This is a genomic window from Telluria antibiotica, from assembly GCF_011682055.1.
Lineage (GTDB): Bacteria > Pseudomonadota > Gammaproteobacteria > Burkholderiales > Burkholderiaceae_D > Telluria > Telluria antibiotica.
Map to the genome: position 1 here is coordinate 1 of NZ_JAAQOM010000002.1, position 16532 is coordinate 16532.

The 16532-nt window shown below is 67.3% G+C and carries 16 protein-coding genes; 8 read left to right on the plus strand and 8 right to left on the minus strand.

Annotated elements, in window-relative coordinates:
• The 4 genes from HAV22_RS02975 to HAV22_RS31760 all read right to left on the minus strand — a co-directional run.
• On the minus strand, nucleotides 1-307 hold a 307-nt coding region (locus HAV22_RS02975; RefSeq protein WP_208296038.1), incomplete at its 3' end, for a transposase.
• Entirely contained in the window at nucleotides 304-618 is a 315-nt protein-coding gene (locus HAV22_RS02980; RefSeq protein WP_166856404.1) for a DUF1851 domain-containing protein, read from the minus strand. The genes HAV22_RS02980 and HAV22_RS02975, both read right to left, overlap by 4 nt.
• Before the next feature lie 118 nt (nucleotides 619-736).
• The gene (locus HAV22_RS02985) at nucleotides 737-1120 is read right to left on the minus strand and encodes an Imm10 family immunity protein (protein ID WP_166856406.1); all 384 of its coding nucleotides are present in this window, start codon (nucleotides 1118-1120) and stop codon (nucleotides 737-739) included.
• Nucleotides 1121-1364: 244 nt separating this feature from the next.
• Nucleotides 1365-1460, minus strand: coding sequence for a DUF5808 domain-containing protein (locus HAV22_RS31760; protein ID WP_371869546.1), 96 nt, complete (start codon nucleotides 1458-1460; stop codon nucleotides 1365-1367).
• Nucleotides 1461-1826: 366 nt separating this feature from the next.
• Between HAV22_RS31760 and HAV22_RS02990 the strand changes: the two genes are divergently transcribed.
• The gene (locus tag HAV22_RS02990; RefSeq protein ID WP_166856408.1) at nucleotides 1827-4349 is read left to right on the plus strand and encodes a TonB-dependent receptor plug domain-containing protein; all 2523 of its coding nucleotides are present in this window, start codon (nucleotides 1827-1829) and stop codon (nucleotides 4347-4349) included.
• A gap of 45 nt (nucleotides 4350-4394) precedes the next feature.
• Here HAV22_RS02990 and HAV22_RS02995 read toward each other — a convergent pair whose 3' ends face one another.
• Nucleotides 4395-5378 (minus strand): aldo/keto reductase, encoded by a 984-nt coding sequence (locus tag HAV22_RS02995; RefSeq protein ID WP_166856409.1) that lies wholly within the window; start codon nucleotides 5376-5378, stop codon nucleotides 4395-4397.
• A gap of 73 nt (nucleotides 5379-5451) precedes the next feature.
• Complete coding sequence (locus HAV22_RS03000; RefSeq protein WP_166856411.1) at nucleotides 5452-6369, minus strand: EamA family transporter; 918 nt, start codon at nucleotides 6367-6369, stop codon at nucleotides 5452-5454.
• Nucleotides 6370-6530: 161 nt separating this feature from the next.
• Between HAV22_RS03000 and HAV22_RS03005 the strand changes: the two genes are divergently transcribed.
• From HAV22_RS03005 to HAV22_RS03025, 5 genes are all read left to right on the plus strand, one after another.
• Entirely contained in the window at nucleotides 6531-6968 is a 438-nt protein-coding gene (locus HAV22_RS03005; RefSeq protein WP_166856413.1) for a DUF3300 domain-containing protein, read from the plus strand.
• A 232-nt stretch (nucleotides 6969-7200) separates the two neighbouring features.
• Nucleotides 7201-8358 (plus strand): ABC transporter substrate-binding protein, encoded by a 1158-nt coding sequence (locus HAV22_RS03010; RefSeq protein WP_166856415.1) that lies wholly within the window; start codon nucleotides 7201-7203, stop codon nucleotides 8356-8358.
• A gap of 99 nt (nucleotides 8359-8457) precedes the next feature.
• Nucleotides 8458-9348, plus strand: coding sequence for a branched-chain amino acid ABC transporter permease (locus HAV22_RS03015; RefSeq protein WP_166856417.1), 891 nt, complete (start codon nucleotides 8458-8460; stop codon nucleotides 9346-9348).
• Between the two features lie 2 nt (nucleotides 9349-9350).
• Entirely contained in the window at nucleotides 9351-11282 is a 1932-nt protein-coding gene (locus tag HAV22_RS03020; protein ID WP_166856419.1) for a branched-chain amino acid ABC transporter ATP-binding protein/permease, read from the plus strand.
• A 9-nt stretch (nucleotides 11283-11291) separates the two neighbouring features.
• Nucleotides 11292-12014 carry an ABC transporter ATP-binding protein gene (locus tag HAV22_RS03025; RefSeq protein ID WP_166856421.1) on the plus strand — a complete coding sequence of 241 codons (723 nt, stop codon included), beginning with the start codon at nucleotides 11292-11294 and terminating at the stop codon, nucleotides 12012-12014.
• Here HAV22_RS03025 and HAV22_RS03030 read toward each other — a convergent pair.
• Nucleotides 11993-13159 (minus strand): aminotransferase class V-fold PLP-dependent enzyme, encoded by a 1167-nt coding sequence (locus HAV22_RS03030; protein ID WP_166856423.1) that lies wholly within the window; start codon nucleotides 13157-13159, stop codon nucleotides 11993-11995. The genes HAV22_RS03025 and HAV22_RS03030 overlap by 22 nt on opposite strands.
• Nucleotides 13160-13209: 50 nt before the next feature.
• Nucleotides 13210-14349 carry a glycerate kinase gene (locus tag HAV22_RS03035; protein ID WP_166856425.1) on the minus strand — a complete coding sequence of 380 codons (1140 nt, stop codon included), beginning with the start codon at nucleotides 14347-14349 and terminating at the stop codon, nucleotides 13210-13212.
• 69 nt (nucleotides 14350-14418) lie between these two features.
• Between HAV22_RS03035 and HAV22_RS03040 the strand changes: the two genes are divergently transcribed.
• A complete protein-coding gene (locus tag HAV22_RS03040) occupies nucleotides 14419-15666 on the plus strand; it encodes a hypothetical protein (RefSeq protein WP_166856427.1) in 1248 nt (415 codons plus the stop codon).
• Nucleotides 15667-15675: 9 nt separating this feature from the next.
• Nucleotides 15676-16296, plus strand: a complete 621-nt coding sequence (locus tag HAV22_RS03045) for an ABC transporter ATP-binding protein (RefSeq protein ID WP_166856429.1) — start codon at nucleotides 15676-15678, stop codon at nucleotides 16294-16296.
• The last annotated feature ends 236 nt before the right edge of the window (nucleotides 16297-16532 follow it).

Sequence of the window (16532 nt, forward strand, 5' to 3'; positions counted from 1 at the left end):
GATGCTTCTGGCGCCGGCTGACGGTGCTGAAGTCGGGAACCTGCCAGTCCAGACCTGCCAATCTGAGCAGGCTTTGCGTCATGCCCATCGCTTGCCGCAGCGGCAGATTGAACAGGCTTTTCATCGTCAGGCAGAACTGAATCGCCGCTTCGCTGTACTTCGGGCTGCGGCCCCGTTTGCCGCTGGCGCCGCCGTGCCAGCACATGTCCTTGTCCAGCCAAACCAGCAGCGAGCCGCGCGCTCTCAACGCTTCGTTGTATTCCTTCCAGTTGGTCGTTCGGTATTTCGGTTTGGCTGGTGCACTCATCCCGTCAGTTTACCCGTGGCCCAGCTTGGCCGCCGCAGGGACGGATTTGTGCAACAAAGCCGCTTGAAAGCCTGATCTACTAAACCCCGCATGTGCCAATCCCTCAGGAACTCCTGGTCTTTTGACAATCGATCCAGTTCTTCTCGGCTGCTTGCCACGACTTCGCAGTAAAGGTCTTCTGGACAGAGACGCCAGTATTGCCCGTGTACGTCTTTCAGAATCAGGTTGCCGAAGTCGTTGTCATCAATAAGCGCGACTGGCTCAAGTCCTATCCATCCACAAGCACTTCGAGCGTCGTCAAGCAACTCCATCGTCGCTCCTTCACGCAAGCATTCATATGGCCGCTTTTGCCGGCGGATTCAACCGTTCGACTCAGGATGCCAGTTTCAACTTGGGGAAGAGTAACTGCCGAAGCACACTTCGATATCGTTACCGCAGTTGAACGCCATATTCGCCTCGAGACAATTCGGCAAGGCGTGCTAGTCCTTGGTCGATTGTCGAGCTCCAATGAACTGGCACGATGACCAGCCGCTCCACATGCAACGATCGTTTGCCTTCCGGCGTCAGGTCGATTTCGATGCGATCACCGATTCGTCTGATGGAAGCCACACCGTGATAGCAGCCAAACGCTTGGTCATCCAGCTCGATGTAGAGACCGTCCAAGCGCAGGCGCCTATCTTGCTCGTCCGTTTGTAACGGGTACTGAAGCATTACGTAGTTCGCTGCCCCGTCCTCACTCGAAGAGAATGCGAAAATCACCGCCGCATGATCCTCTTCAAACGAGGCAGTCTTCGCCAAGAATTCGTCGTTCATCTACCGGGATCTCTGCGTCGTTTCATGAGACCGTCCACTCTTGCCGACAGCGAAGGGCTGGTATGGCTCAGTGTACGAGTTTGTTGCTGACCGGACAAGGTGCGGGGAACAGCTCCTGCTTCTTATGGCAGACTTTATTGGTGTGGCGAACTTCATTAGCGCACCGCGCCTGTCCTCACGAAACAAGGCGCCGGATCAGCACGAGGGCAAGCGGCGACACGGCAATCGCCACCATCACATAGCCCTAACCCGGATGCGCGAGATTGAGCGTCCAGCCCATCATGGGCGTCGCTTTCGGCACGACCAAGCGCGTGTCCCGCTTGCTGGCATACAGGCCCAGCGGCCCGCGCCACGTTTAGTTCGCCGGGTTGCGCCATTCCAGCTCGTTGATGTCGTCCTGCTTCATCCGCTACTCCCACCCTGAGACAAAGGCAAGAATGTGACATTCCGCGTATATGCATATCGGGAATCCTCATGCTCCCTCATCGCATTTCAGAGGCCGATAATGCTCGCATCTTCCCCAGAATAGCCGCATTTCGTCTAGACCAGCAAGCAAGATTGCTTTGTATGCATCCATTTAACAACAGTATAGACAGGTGACGATTGTGAATACCGTTGGGCGCTCGTTACACTGGCCCACGCCTTGCCGGCACCAAATCGGTGCAGCCTGGTTCGCACAACAACAACCATCGACGAGAGATTCAGGATGACTCAACACCGCGCCGTACCCGTCTTCACCCGTACCCTGCTCGCTTCCTCGCTGTTCCTTGCTTTCGCCCCCGCCTGGTCCCAGGACACAACGACCGATCCCGCTTCCGCCGCTCCGACCATCACTGCACCCGCCGCCGCGCCCGCGCAGTCCGACAAGGATGGCGGGATGGCGTCCGTCGTCGTGCTCGGCTCGCGCTCGACCGCGCGCACGGCACTGGATTCGGCAGCGCCCGTCGGCCTGATCGGCGCCAAGGACATGGCAATGGCCGGTCCGGTGGAACTGGGCAAGCTGCTGCAGACGCTCGACCCGTCCTTCAACTTCTCGACGACGTTCATCAGCGACGGCACGGACATCATCCGCCCCGCCACCCTGCGCTCGCTCGGCCCGGACCAACTGCTCGTGCTCGTGAACGGCAAGCGCCGCCACCAGCAGGCGCTCGTCAACGTGCAGCAGACCATCGGCCGCGGCTCGGCCGGCACGGACATCAACGCGATCCCGATGTCGGCGATCCAGCGCATCGAAGTGCTGCGCGATGGCGCGGCCGCGCAATACGGCTCCGACGCGATCGCGGGCGTGATCAACATCGTGCTGAAGACCCAGACCAACGAGACGCAGCTGTCCGGCACCGTCGGCGGTACGACGGAAGGCGGCGGCGAGCTGCGCCAGGGCAGCGTCAACAAGGGCTGGACGATCGGGGACGGCGGCTACATCAACCTGACGGCCGAAGCGCGCTACCGCGGCGAGACGAACCGCGCGGGCGAGGACACGCTGCGCGTGAATCCGCCGCGCGTCACCCAGCGCATCGGCGACAGCCTCGCGAAGGACCAGTATTTCTGGTGGAACTCGGCGATCCCCGTCGCCAGCGACGGCGAAGTCTACGTATTCGGCGGCGTGTCGCACCGCACGGGCGATTCGGCCGGCTTCTTCCGCTCCACCGGCGACGGCCGCAACGTGCCGGCCGTGTACCCGAACGGCTTCCTGCCGAACATCCGCACCACCGTCAAGGATGCGTCGCTGGCCGTCGGCTACCGCCGCGACCTCGCGAACGACTGGAAGGTCGACTTCTCCGTCAACCACGGCCGCAGCGAGCTCGATTTCCACGAGAAGAACACGATCAACGTCAGCTACTGGTACGAGCCGAAGCCGGGCGGCGGCATCTACGCCGAATCGCCCCTGGAAGCCGATACCGGCAAGCTGAAATTCAAGCAGACGACGTTCAACGCGGACCTGCGCGGCCCGATCGACATCGCCGGCAACAAGGTCAACTTCGCCACCGGCTTCGAATGGCGCCGCGACGGCTATGCGATCGACGCGGGCGACCCCGTGTCGTACCAGTACGGCCGCACGAACAACCCGGCCGTCGTGATCACGAACCAGACAGGCGGCGCGGCCGCATCGGGCACGCAAGGTTTCCCCGGCTATACGCCCGGCACGGCCGTCGACGACGCGCGCCACAACATCGCGCTGTACGCCGACGTCGAGCACAACATCACGCCGCAACTGCTGATCGGCGCCGCAGCGCGCTGGGAAAAATACTCGGACTTCGGCAGCACGACGACGGGCAAGCTGTCGCTGCGTTACGACCCGAGCCGCCAGGTGGGCTTCCGCGGCACGTTGTCGACGGGCTTCCGCGCACCGAGCGTGCAGCAGAAGTTCTACAGCTCCGTGTCGACGAACCTGAACGCGGCCGGCGTGCTGACGGAGACCCTGACGGCACGCGAAGGCAGCGCCGTCACGAAGGCATTCGGCATCCCGAACCTGAAGCAGGAAACGTCGAAGAACGCCAGCGTCGGCGTCGTGCTGCGCCCTGCCTCGAACTTCTCGCTGACGGCCGACCTGTGGCGCATCGACATCGACAACCGCATCGTGTTCTCGTCGAACATCGCGCCGGAATCGGGCGCATGCGCGACGGCGGCCGCGTGCCCGATCAAGGCGATCCTCGATCCGCTGAAAGTGGGCCAGGCGCAGTTCTTCACGAACGCGATCGACACGCAGACGAAGGGTCTCGACATCGTCGCCGAGCACACGACGCGCTGGCCGGGTAACACGCTCGTGCTGTCCGGGCAACTCGACTTCAACCGCACGACGGTCTCGGGCCGCCACTCCGATTCGCCCGTGCTGACGGGCGCCCAGCTGTTCGACGATTCGCAGGTCACGCTGATCGAACGCGGCCAGCCGCGCCAGCACCACGTGCTCGCCGCCGACTACACGCACGGCCAGTGGAACGGCAACGTGCGCGCCAACTACTACGGCGCCGTGCAGGGCCAGGGCTTCACCGCCCCGTTCGTCCAGACCTGGGACGCGAAGTGGATCGTGGACGCCACCGCGCGCTACAACTTCAACAAGTCGACCAGCATCACCGTCGGTTCCAACAACATCTTCAACACGTTCCCGACGAAGTGGGACCCGGTCAAGGCCGCGCCGTTCCCGCAGCTGGGCTTCACGTACTGCTGGGAGACCTGCCCGTTCGGCATCAACGGCCGCTCGTGGTATGCCCGCGTGGACGTCGCTCTGTAACGGCGCGTGAGTCAGCCGGTCGCGCGCGCGCGGGACCGGTGCGGGTCAGTACGGCCCGCGGATGAAGTCGCGCACGTGGGCGCGGTAGACGCCGGCCAGCTGCTCGTGCAGCGCGGCCGGCAGCGGCGCGACGTCCGCCGCGCTCACGTTCGCCGTCACCTGATCCGGGCGGCTCGCGCCCGGGATCACGACCGACACCTGCGGGTGGTCGAGGATCCAGCGCAGCGCCATCTGCGCCATCGTCATCCCCGCCGGCGCGAGGCGCGCCACCTGCTCGGCCGCGTCGACGCCGCGCTCCAGCTCCAGTCCCGCAAACGTTTCTCCCACGTTGAACATGGCGCCGTCGCGGTTGAAATGGCGATGGTCGTCGTCGCGGAACGTCGTCGCCCGCGTGATCTTGCCGCCCAGCAGGCCGCTCGCGAGCGGCAGCCGCACGATGATGCCGACCTTCTGATCCGCCGCGCGCGGGAACAATTCCTCGGCCGGCTTCTGGCGGAACACGTTGAAGATCACTTGCAGCGAGGCCAGGCCGTCCTGCTGCAGGCAGATCAAGCCTTCCTCGACGGACTCCACGCTCGCGCCCCAGCGCTTGACGAGGCCTTCCTGCTGCAGCTCGCGCAACCAGTCGAACACGTGGCCCTGGCGCAGCACATCGGTCGGCACGCAATGCAGTTGCGTGAGGTCGAGCGCATCGGCCTGCAGGCGCTCCAGCGAACGCTGCGTCGCTTCGCGCAGCGACGCGCGCGTGTAGCCGTCCGGGTAGATGCCCGCGCGGCCCAGCTTCGTCGCGACGACGACGTCGGCATGCCGGCCACCGGCGAGGAAGCGGCCGATCGAGCGCTCGCTGGCGCCGTCGCCGTACACGTCGGCCGTGTCGATGAAGCGCACGCCCGCGTCGACCGCCGTCTGCAAGGTCTGCTGCGCGACGTCGTCGTTCCAGTCGTTGCCCCAGCCACCGCCCAGCTGCCAGCATCCCAGGCCGATTTCCGGCACGCTCAAGCCGTCCGGGCCCAATTGTCGTCGTTGCATGATCTTCCCTTCGTTTTCGTTGCAATAAAAGCGTTACTGTACCCCGGCCGCGCGATCGCTGCCGGGCCGCTTGCTACAGCGGCGCGGGCGGCGCTGCATCCGCCGGACGCCGCCGCGCCGCCAGGGTGGCGCTCGTCGCCGCGCCGATCGACGACGCGACGATCAGGGCGATCGCGAGCCATTGCGTGACGTCGAGACGTTCGCCCAGCAGCACGAGGCCCATCACGGCGCCGATCGCGGGCTCCGCGCTGAGCAAGGTGCTGAACGTGTTCGCGGGCAGGCGGCGCAGCGCCACCATCTCGAGCGAATACGGGATCGCGCTGGACAGCACGGCGACGGCCACGCCGAACAGCAGGACGGACGGCGCCAGCAGCGCGGCGCCCGCGTTCGCGATGCCGACCGGCGCCGCGATCAGCGCGCCGATCACCGTGCCCCAGCTCGACGCGGCCGGACCGTACGCGGCGCTCGCGCGCTTGCCCGCGAGGATGTACACGGCCCAGCAGGCGCCCGCCACGAGGGCGAACGCGATGCCGCGCCAGTCGACGTCCGCCGCGCCGCCCCGCAGCGGCAGCAGCAGCGCGAGGCCCGCGCATGCGACGCCGATCCACACGAAATCGAGGCGCCGGCGCGACGTCGCCACCGCGACGACGAGCGGCCCCGTGAACTCGACGGCAATGGCGACGCCCAGCGGCACGTAGGCAAGCGCCGTATAAAAGCTGAGGTTCATGGCGCCCAGCGACAGGCCGTACTGCAGCAGCGCGCGTCCATCGCCGCGCAGTCCGGTGCGCCACGGGCGGAACACGACGGCGAGGATCACGGCGGCGAACGTCAGCCGCATCGCGGTGGCACCGGCCGCGCCGACGGCGGGGAACAGGTGCTTGGCGAGCGATGCGCCCGTCGTCAGCGAGACGAGCGACATCAGGAGGGCGGCGTACGGGACATACGCCGACAGGCCGACCGGGCGGGCGCGGGATTGCGTGGAAGAGGACATCGGAGAGCGGCTGCAGGGGCAAACATGCAACGATATCACCAACGGCCCCGGCCTGCCGGCCCGCAGCGGAGTGTGCCGCGAAGCAAGCGGGTGTAACAGCCTGTAAATTCCGATACGCGCGACGCCGGAATCCGTATAGTTGGCAGGTGAGGAGAACCGCCATGAAATCGCTCGCCATTGTCGCTACGCTCGCAGCAGCCCTCAGCGGCTGCGCCACGTATTACCCGGCGCCGGCCAACTACGGCACGCGCGCCTATTTGCAGCCCGATCCGAACGGCTGGCAAGTCGTATCCGTGACCCCGGTCGCGCCAGGCACGAGTGCCGCCGCCCGCGCCTCGGGCGACGCCGGCCGCGTGACCTATTCCCCAGCCCCGACGACGGTCGTGACGCAGCCGGTGTACGTGCCGGCGCCCGCGCCCGTCTACGCGCCGGTCCCCGTATACGCGCCGTATGCGCCCGTGTACGCGCCGTATGCGCCCGTGTATGCCGATCCGTTCTGGTATCCGCCCGTGACCATCGGCCTCGGATTCAGCTGGAACCACTGGAGCGGCGGCCACCGCGGCTGGGGCCACCGGGGCGGCTGGCGCGGCCACCGCTGACGCTGCTTCAGCTTCGTCGACCAGGGCTGCGCTTCGGCGCGGCCTTTTTTTCATCCCTACCCGCTGTCGCTGACGCTTTCCTTACGTATTTGCATGAATGACGCATGTTGCATCGCGTCACATCAATCGTTTGCTGTTGTCTGATTGCCATTCTACAATCGGCCTCGATGGGCCCGGCGCCGGTCTCGGCGACCCAGCGTAAAACGACAACATGATGACTACGGAGACGGCAATGAATTTCAAGGTAAAGGCATTGGTTGCAGGGGTAGTTCTGGGATGGTCGATGTCCGGCATGGCGGCGGAGCCGATCAAGATCGGTGTGTCGGGCCCGTTCACGGGCGGCTCGGCGCCGATGGGCGTGTCGATGCGCGACGGCGTGCGGCTGGCCGTCAATGAAATCAATGCCAAGGGCGGCGTGCTGGGCCGCAAGATCGAACTCGTCGAACGCGACGACGAAGCCAAGAACGAGCGCGGCGTCCAGGTCGCGCAGGAGCTCATCAACAAGGAACACGTCGTCGCCACCGTCGGCTACATCAACACCGGTGTCGCCCTCGCCTCGCAACGCTTCTACCAGCAGGCGAAGATCCCCGTCATGAACAACGTGGCAACGGGTTCCATCGTCACGAAGCAGTTCGCCAACCAGCCGGAGAACTACATCTTCCGCAACTCCGCGAACGACACGATCCAGTCCGCGATGATCGTCGAGGAAGCCATTGGCCGCCGCGGCTTCAAGAAGCCGGCGATTCTCGCCGACTCCACGAACTACGGCCAGCTGGGCCGCGAAGACCTCGAGAAGGTGCTCGACAAGAAGGGCGTGAAACCCGTCGCCGTCGAGAAGTACAACATCGGCGACGTCGACATGACGGCGCAACTGCTGCGCGCCAAGCAGGCCGGCGCCGACGTCGTGCTCACCTACGGCATCGGTCCCGAACTCGCGCAGATCGCCAACGGCATGCAGAAGCTGGGCTGGAAAGTGCCCATCGTCGGCAGCTGGACCTTGGCGATGGCGAACTTCATCGACAACGCGGGCAAGAACGGCGACGGCACGCGCATGCCGCAGACGTTCATCCAGAACCCCGACACGCCGAAGCGCAAAGCGTTCATCGACGCCTACGTGAAGGCGTACAACCCGCCGGGCGGCCGCATGCCGTCTGCCGTGTCGGCCGCGCAGGGTTACGATTCCGTGTACCTGCTGGCCGCCGCCATCCAGCAAGCCGGCAGCACGGAAGGTCCGAAGATCGCCGCCGCGCTGGAGAACCTCAAGGCGCCGGTCGAAGGCGTCGTCGCCACGTACAACAAGCCGTACACGCATACGGACCACGAAGCCATCAACTTCGAGAACACGAAGTTCGGCGAAGTGCGCGACGGCCACGTCGTGCTGGCCAAGTAAGCCGACCGGCCGGCGGCCGGATGCCGCCGGTGTTGTGCAGCATTGCACGAAGCCGCGCGCCTGCCCGGGCGGTGCGCGCGGCCGCCTTGGGGTGACATCATGGAAATCCTCCTGCAGCTCGTCGTGTCCGGCATCGCGCTCGGCATGATCTACGCCGTGATCGCATTCGGCTACCAGCTCACGTTCGCCACGTCCGGCACCCTGAACTTCGGCCAGGGCGAGGCGCTGATGCTGGGCGCGCTCGTCGGGTTGTCGCTCGTCGGCACCATCCACGGCGGCCCTTACCTCGGCTACTGGCTGATGATTCCCGTGGTCGTCGTGTTCGGCGCGCTGCAAGGCATCTTCGTCGAGTGGATTGCCGTGCGGCCCGCGATCCGCATCAAGTCGGAATTCGGGTGGATCATGTCGACGATCGCCCTCGCCATCATCTTCAAGAACGTGGCCGAGAACATCTGGGGCAAGGACGTGCTGCCCTTCCCCTCGCCGCTGTCGTCCGAACCGTTCACCGTCCTGGGCGCGAACGTGCAGCCGATGCAGGTCGCCGTGATCATCGGGGCGCTCGCCATCATGTTCGCCGTCGAGATCTTCAACCGCAAATCGATCTACGGCAAAGCCGTCGTCGCCACGGCGAACGACCGCGACGCGGCGGGCCTCATGGGCATCAATACCGGGATGGTCATCACATTCTCGTACGCGCTGTCGTCCGCGACAGCCGCCTTCGCGGGCGCGTTGATCGCGCCGCTGACGCTCACGAGCGCCACGATGGGCGCGTCGCTGGGCCTGAAGGCGTTCGCCGTCGCCATCATCGGCGGCCTCACGTCGGGCATGGGCGCCATCGTGGGTGGCATCATCCTAGGCATCGCGGAGACGGCGACGGGCTTTTATCTGTCGACCGGCTACAAGGAAGTGCCGGGGCTCGTTCTGCTGCTGCTCGTGCTGGCCGTGAAGCCATCGGGCCTGTTCGGCAAAGCCGCCATCAAGAAGGTGTGACGATGAACAAGCTGACCTGGTCCGGCGCCATCGCCGGGATCGCGCTGCTGGCGGCATTCCCCGTGCTCGTCGCCAACCCGTACTACATCCACCTCGTCGAGACGATCCTGATCTACGCGATCCTGCTGTTCGGCCTCGACATCGTCGTCGGCTACACGGGCCAGGTGTCGCTGGGCCATGCCGGTCTGTTCGGCGTGGGCTCCTACGTGACGGGCGTGCTCGTGATGAAGCTCGGCGCGGCATGGTGGCTCACCTTGCCCGCCAGCGTCGCGGGCGCCGCGCTGTTCGGCGCCATCCTCGCGCTGCCCGCGCTGCGCGTGACGGGCCCTTATCTCGCGATGGTGACGCTGGCCTTCGGCACCATCGTGCAAATCCTGATCAACGAGATGACCTTCCTCACCGAGGGCCCGATGGGCATCATGCTGACGAAGCCCACCGTGGCCGGGCATGAGCTGACGGAAGTCGAGTACTACTACGCCGTCGCCGCGCTGATGGTGGTATCGCTGCTGCTCGTGCACCGCCTGCTGAAATCGCATATCGGGCGTGCGTTCGAGGCGTTGCGCGACAGCCCCATCGCATCGGACTGCATGGGTGTCTCCGTGTACCGCTACAAGGTCTACGCGTTCGTCATCAGCGCCGGCTTCGCGGGCCTGGCAGGCAGCCTGTATGCCTATTCGGAGCAGTACATCTCGCCGAACACGTACAACTTCGAGCTGACGATTTTATTCCTGCTCGCCGTGATCATGGGCGGACGCAAGACGCGCACTGGCGCCCTGCTCGGCGCCGTCATCGTCGTGATGCTGCCGAGCCTCCTGTCCGACATCGACCTGTTCCGACGCATCGCCGTCGGCGCCGCGATCCTCGCCGTGGCCGGTGCAGGCTTGCTGCTCGCGCGCGGGCGCACGACGTTGCGCCGTACGGCCATTCCCGTGCTTGCAACGCTGGCGCTGGCCGCCGTCTCCTACAAGCTGCAAAGCATGGTCGACTGGCGCCTGACGATCTTCGGCCTCATGACACTGTTCGTCGTCTACTACCTGCAGGAAGGCATCGTCGGCTTCCTGCGCGGCCTGCTGGGACGGGGCCGCGTGCACGCGCACGCGGTCGCGGACAGCGGCGCCGACCCGTTCGCGGGCGTCGGCACGCCGAAGGATCCGGGCGGGGAGCTGCTGCGCGTCGAACAGGTGCTGATGCAGTTCGGCGGCCTGAAAGCGCTGAACCAGGTCGACCTGGCCGTGGCACGCGGCACCGTGCACGGCCTGATCGGCCCGAACGGGTCCGGCAAGAGCACGATGATGAACGTCCTCACCGGAATTTACACGCCGACGGCGGGCAGCGTGGTGTTCGCCGGCACCGGCATCACGGGCCGCACGCCGGCCCAGATCGCGCTGGGCGGCATCGCGCGCACGTTCCAGAACGTGCAGCTGTTCGGCGAGATGACGGCGACGGAAAACATCCTCGTCGGCCTGCACCACAGCTTCCGGTCGAACGTGGTCGACGCGGTGCTGCACACGCCGCGCCGCCACCGCGAGGAACTGGCCGCGCGGGCGCGCGCGGGCGCGATCCTGCGCTTCGTGGGCCTGGCCGACCTGGCGGACGAGGAAGCGCGCAACCTCCCGTACGGCAAACAGCGCCTGCTGGAAATCGGCCGCGCGCTGGCGCTCGATCCGCGCCTGTTGCTGCTGGACGAACCGGCGGCGGGCCTCACGGCGCCCGACATCCGCGAGCTGATGGCCATCATCCGCAAGATCCGCGACCACGGCATCACGATCGTCCTCATCGAGCACCACATGGACGTCGTGATGACGATCTCGGATACCGTCACGGTGCTCGACTTCGGCCAGAAGATCGCCGAAGGCACACCGGCGCAGGTGCAGTCCGACCCGCGCGTGATCGAAGCTTACCTGGGCGGCGCCGGCGAGCCCGCCGCCGTCTGAGGAGACCCCATGCTCACGATAGCCAACCTGCACGCGGCCTACGGCAAGGTCGAAGTCCTTCACGGGATTTCGCTGGAAGTCCCGAAGGGCAAGCTCGTCACCCTGATCGGCTCGAACGGCGCGGGCAAGACGACCACGATGCGCGCCATCTCCGGCATGATCAAGCCGCGGGGCGGCACCGTCACGCTCGCGGGCCGCGACATCACGGGCCTCGATTCGCACCGCATCGCGCGCGCCGGCCTCGCCCATTCGCCGGAAGGCCGGCGCGTGTTCGCGACGATGTCCGTCACGGACAACCTGCTGCTGGGCGCCTTTCCCCGTTTCACCCGCGCGCGGCCGAAGGGCGACGTGGCGCACGACCTCGAGCGCGCACTGGAACTGTTCCCCCGGCTGAAGGAACGCCGGCTGCAGCTGGCCGGCACCCTGTCCGGCGGCGAGCAGCAGATGCTGGCGATGGCACGCGCCGTCATGCTCAATCCCGACGTGGTGCTGCTGGACGAGCCGTCGATGGGCTTAGCCCCGATCCTCGTCGACGAGGTCTTCCGCATCATCGCGCGGCTGAAGGCGGAAGGCGTCACGATGCTGCTCGTCGAGCAGTTCGCGCAGGCCGCGCTGAACGTGGCGGACTACGGCTACGTGCTGGAAAACGGCAGCATCGCCGTGCACGGACCGGCCGCGAGCCTCAAGCACGATCCGAAAGTCGTCGCGGCCTACCTGGGCGGCGCCCACTGACGGATCGCGGCCGCGAGCGCGTCGAGGTCTTCGGGCCCGTTGTACAGGTGCGGCGTGACGCGCACGATCTCGAGGTCGCCGAGCCGCCGCGTGACAGTGAAGATTCGGTGCTCGTCCATCAGACGGTGCACGACGTCCGCGGCCGGCATGCCGGCAATGCCGAACGCGCCCAGTCCGCAGTGCTGGCGCGGGGCGCGCGGCGTGTAGACACGGACGCCCGGCACGTCGCGCACCTGGTCCATCCAGCGCCGCGCGAGCCAGCGCAGGCGCGCTTCCTTGGCCTTGCCGCCGATCGCGGCGTGGAACGCGAGCGCATCCTCGATGGCCATGATGGGCGCCGGCGGCACGGTGCCCACCTGCCCCAGCTTGTCGATGTTCGTGCTCGCGAACGACACGTCGCCGTACAGCGGCGCGATGTCGCCGATGCGCTCGCGCGCGATGTACAGCAAACCCGTGCCGAGCGGCGCGCCGACCCATTTGTGCAGGTTGAACGCGGCGAACGGTGCACCCAGCTGCGGCAGGGTGTACTCCAGCTGGGCGAGCGCGTGGGCACCGTCCACGATCGCATCGATGCCGCGTTCGCGCGCCAGCGCGGCCAGCCGCGCGACGGGCATGATGCGGCCCGTGCGGTGCACGACGTGCGTGATCAGCAGCACGCGCGTGCGCGGCGTGATCGCGTCGGCGTACAACGCCACGACGGCGTCGTCGTCTTCCAGGTCGTACGGCACGTCGAGCTCCACCACCTCCAGGCCCTTGCGCGCGGCCGTCATCCGGACGACGTCGTGGCTGACGTCATAGTCGTGCTGCGCCATCAGGATGGCGTCGCCCGCTTCGAACGGATAGCCCTGCAAGAGGACGTTCAACGATTCGACCGCGCTGCGCGTAATCAGCAATTCATCGGGCGCCACGCCCGTGAACCCGGCCAGCAACGCCTTCACGCGCGCGAGCCGCGCGCTCCAGCGCGTGCGCAGGAAGAACGCGTTGTCGCGGTCGACCTCGTCCTGGTAGCGCCGCAGCGCGGCCCGCACGGGGTCGGCCGGCATGCCGAAGTAGCCGTTCTCCAGGTTGATGAACTCGCGCGACGGCGAGTACTGCGCGCGGATGGTGGACCAGTACGACTCGTCGTCGGGAAGGATGTCGGCCAAAACGGGGCTCCTGTCGGGCGTTGTGCAACCGCCATCATAGCCCGCTCCACTCATTGCCGCAGGCGAGCCCCCAATGCCAGCGCCGCCGCGAGATTGCGCGCCGCGCGGCGCAGGTTCTCGTCGGCCGCGCCGAGTGCCTCCGCCACGGAACACGGACGCGCGACGGCCGCGACGACCACCTCGATGCCCTCCGTGTACACGGCGTCGGCGTCGCGCGCGAGACTGCCGCCGATCGCGACGACGGGCTTGCCGTGGCGGCGCGCGACCTTTGCCACGCCCATCGGCGTCTTGCCGTTCACGGTCTGGCCGTCGATGCGGCCTTCGCCCGTCACCACGAGGTCGGCGTCGCGCACCTGGGCATCGAGGCCGACGGCCTCCGTCACGATCTCGATGCCGGGCCGCAGCCGCCCTTGCAAGAACACGACCATCGCCGCCGCGATGCCCCCGCCCGCGCCCGCGCCCGGCAGGTGCGCGACGTCCTGGCCGAGATCGCGCCGGATGACGTCGGCGAAGTGCGCGAGCGCGGCATCCAGCTCTTGCACCATGTCCGGCGTCGCGCCCTTCTGCGGGCCGAACACGGCGGACGCGCCGCGCGGGCCGACGAGAGGATTGTCGACGTCGCAGGCGATGTGGAATTCGGTCTCGCGCACGCGCACGTCGAGCCCCGATGCATCGATGCGGTCCAGGCGCGCCAGTTCCGCGCCGCCGGGGCCGAGATCGCGGCCGTCCGCGTCGAGCAGGCGCACACCCAGCGCCTGCAGCATGCCGGCGCCGCCGTCGTTCGTCGCGCTGCCGCCCACGCCCAGCACGACCCGCCTGGCGCCGGCGTCCAGCGCCGCGCGGATGAGTTCTCCCGTGCCGCGGCTCGTGGCCGTGCGCGGATCGCGCAGGTCGGGCGGCACGCCTTCGAGGCCGCTGGCGGCCGCCATCTCGATCACGGCCACACCGCCCGCGTCGCCGTAGAATGCGTCCACGACCTGGCCCAGCGGCCCCGTCGCGCGTACGTCCACGCGCCGGCCGCCTAGCGCATCGATCATCGCCTGCACCGTGCCTTCCCCGCCGTCGGCCACGGGCACCTTGACGTACGTGGCGTCCGGCCAGACCTCGCGCATGCCGGCCGCGATGGCGTCGGCGACCTGCAGCGCCGTGAGGCTTTCCTTGAACGAATCGGGGGCGATGATGATCTTCATGGGCGGTCCTTGATGTCGATGCCCGCAAGGATATACGACCGCGGACGCACCGGGCAATGTCTTGCTGAAGTGACAAAAGTCGCCGATAATCCGGCCACCCGATCCCAGGAGACCGCCATCCGCTCACCCCTGCTTCGCCTGCGCCTGCGCTGGTATGCCGTCAGCACTGCGCGCCTGCTGCTGCGCCGCTGGCAGGCCGTCACGCTCGCCGCCGGCGTGCTGGCGTCGGCCAACGCGTCCGCATTCGGCAACCTCGACACGCTCGCCCGTCCGCTGCTCACGTTGCTCACGCCCGGCCATGGCGCGCCGTGGCGCATCGGCTACCTGCTTGGCCTGCAGGCGCTGGCGGCCGCATGGGCTGCCATGCAGCGCGACCAGATCGCGGGGGGGCCGTTCATGGCGTTCGCAGCGTCGCTGCCGTTTACACCGCGCGAGCGGCGCCGCGTCGACCTGGCCGTGCTGCTGCTGGCCGACTCGCCGTTGTTGGTGGTTGCGGCCAGCGCGTTCGGACTCGCGGCAGGCCGCGGCGCGCCCGCCGCGCATGCCATGCTGCTGTGCGACGTCGTGCTGCTGGCCCTCGTCACCCAACGGGCCGTGCTGGAACGGCGTTTCGGCGCATGGGCAGGCGTGGCGATGGGCGCGCTGCTGGCCGGCGCCGCGTTCGGCACCGCGCTCGCCCTGGCGGCCAGCGTCGTCGTCGGCACGGCGGCGGCCGGCGCGCTGGTCCTCCCACCACGTCCACGCGCGCAGCGGCGCGCACGATCGCCGCACACGCGCCGCGCACGCCCGCCGGCGCTGGGCGGACGGCATGGCGCGGCGCTGCAGATATCGCTCGCCGTGCTGCTGCGCGAGCGGCGCGGCGACCTGGTCGCCAAGGGCTTGACCGCCGCGGCCATCGTGGCGGCGGCCATCGGCCTCGTGACGTTGTTCGACCACGATGCGCGCAGCTTTCCGACCTTGTTGCTGGCCGAGGCGTGCTGCGCCCTCGCATTCAGCGGCCTGTTTCGCGGGCTCCATCAGGCGCACTGCGGCAGCATGGGCTTTGCGGGTGCGTTACCGGTAGCGAAAAACTGGTGGCGCCCGTTCGACCTCGCGGCCGTGCTCGCGGCGGCCCTGCCGTTCCTCGGCGCGCTGACGGCGTTCGCATGGGCCATCGGCGCCGCGGCGCCCGCGCAAGTGCTCGTCGCGCTGGCCTCGAACGCGGTCCTGCTGTGCGCACTGCGCGCGCCACAATTGATCAGCGAGCGGCACGCCGTCGTCCTCGCCACCGTCGTGGCGGGCTGCTGGACGGCGGCGACCATCGCCTGCCTGCTTTAGGAGACCACCTTGCTGCGCTTCGAAAACGTGTGCAAATCGTATGGATCCCGGACCGTGCTGCACGAACGGACGGGCCGCTTCGCGCCCGGCGCGTATGCGCTGCGCGGGCCGAACGGCATCGGCAAGTCGACCTTGCTGCGGGTGCTGGCCGGCGTCGACGAGGCGGATGGCGGCGACATCGTCATCGACGGGCAGTCGCTGCTCGCGCAGCCCGCCGCCGCGAAGGCGCGGCTCTCGTACGCGCCGGACGAGTGTCCCGTGTACCCGTTCGTGACGGGCCGCGAGCTGCTCGCGTTCGTGGCCTGGGCCAAGCGCTGCGCCGTCCCGGACGACGTCATGGACATCGTCGGGCGCTTCGGCCTTGCGCGCCATCTCGACACGCGCTGCGGCGCCATGTCGCTGGGGACGCAGAAGAAGCTGATGCTGGCGGCGGCCTGGATCGGCGACCCCGCCGTGCTGCTGCTCGACGAACCCTCGAACGGGCTCGATGCGGACGCGCGCGCCGTGCTCGTCGCCCTGCTGGCCGCGCGGCGCGAGACGTCCGTCGTCTTCATGTCCACGCATGACAGGGCGTTCGCGGATGCAGTCGGTGCGGCGGTCGTCGAATTCGAGGCGCTCGCACAGCGGTAGCCGGTCGCTGCTGTCACTTATTGATTTTGAATAACCGGCGGACTGTAACTGTCGGTTTCTTTTACAGGAGCTCGCACCCTCTTCAGTTATTTTTCGCAAGTAACTGATTTGTCAGCATATACCTGGAGTGGCATGCTCTTTGCTCATCGGTACGTCGCGTACCTTCCATGATTCACGGAAGACCCGTAGTACTTGCATAAGTCTTTTCGCAGCCGGCCCCGCCGGCTGTTTTTCTT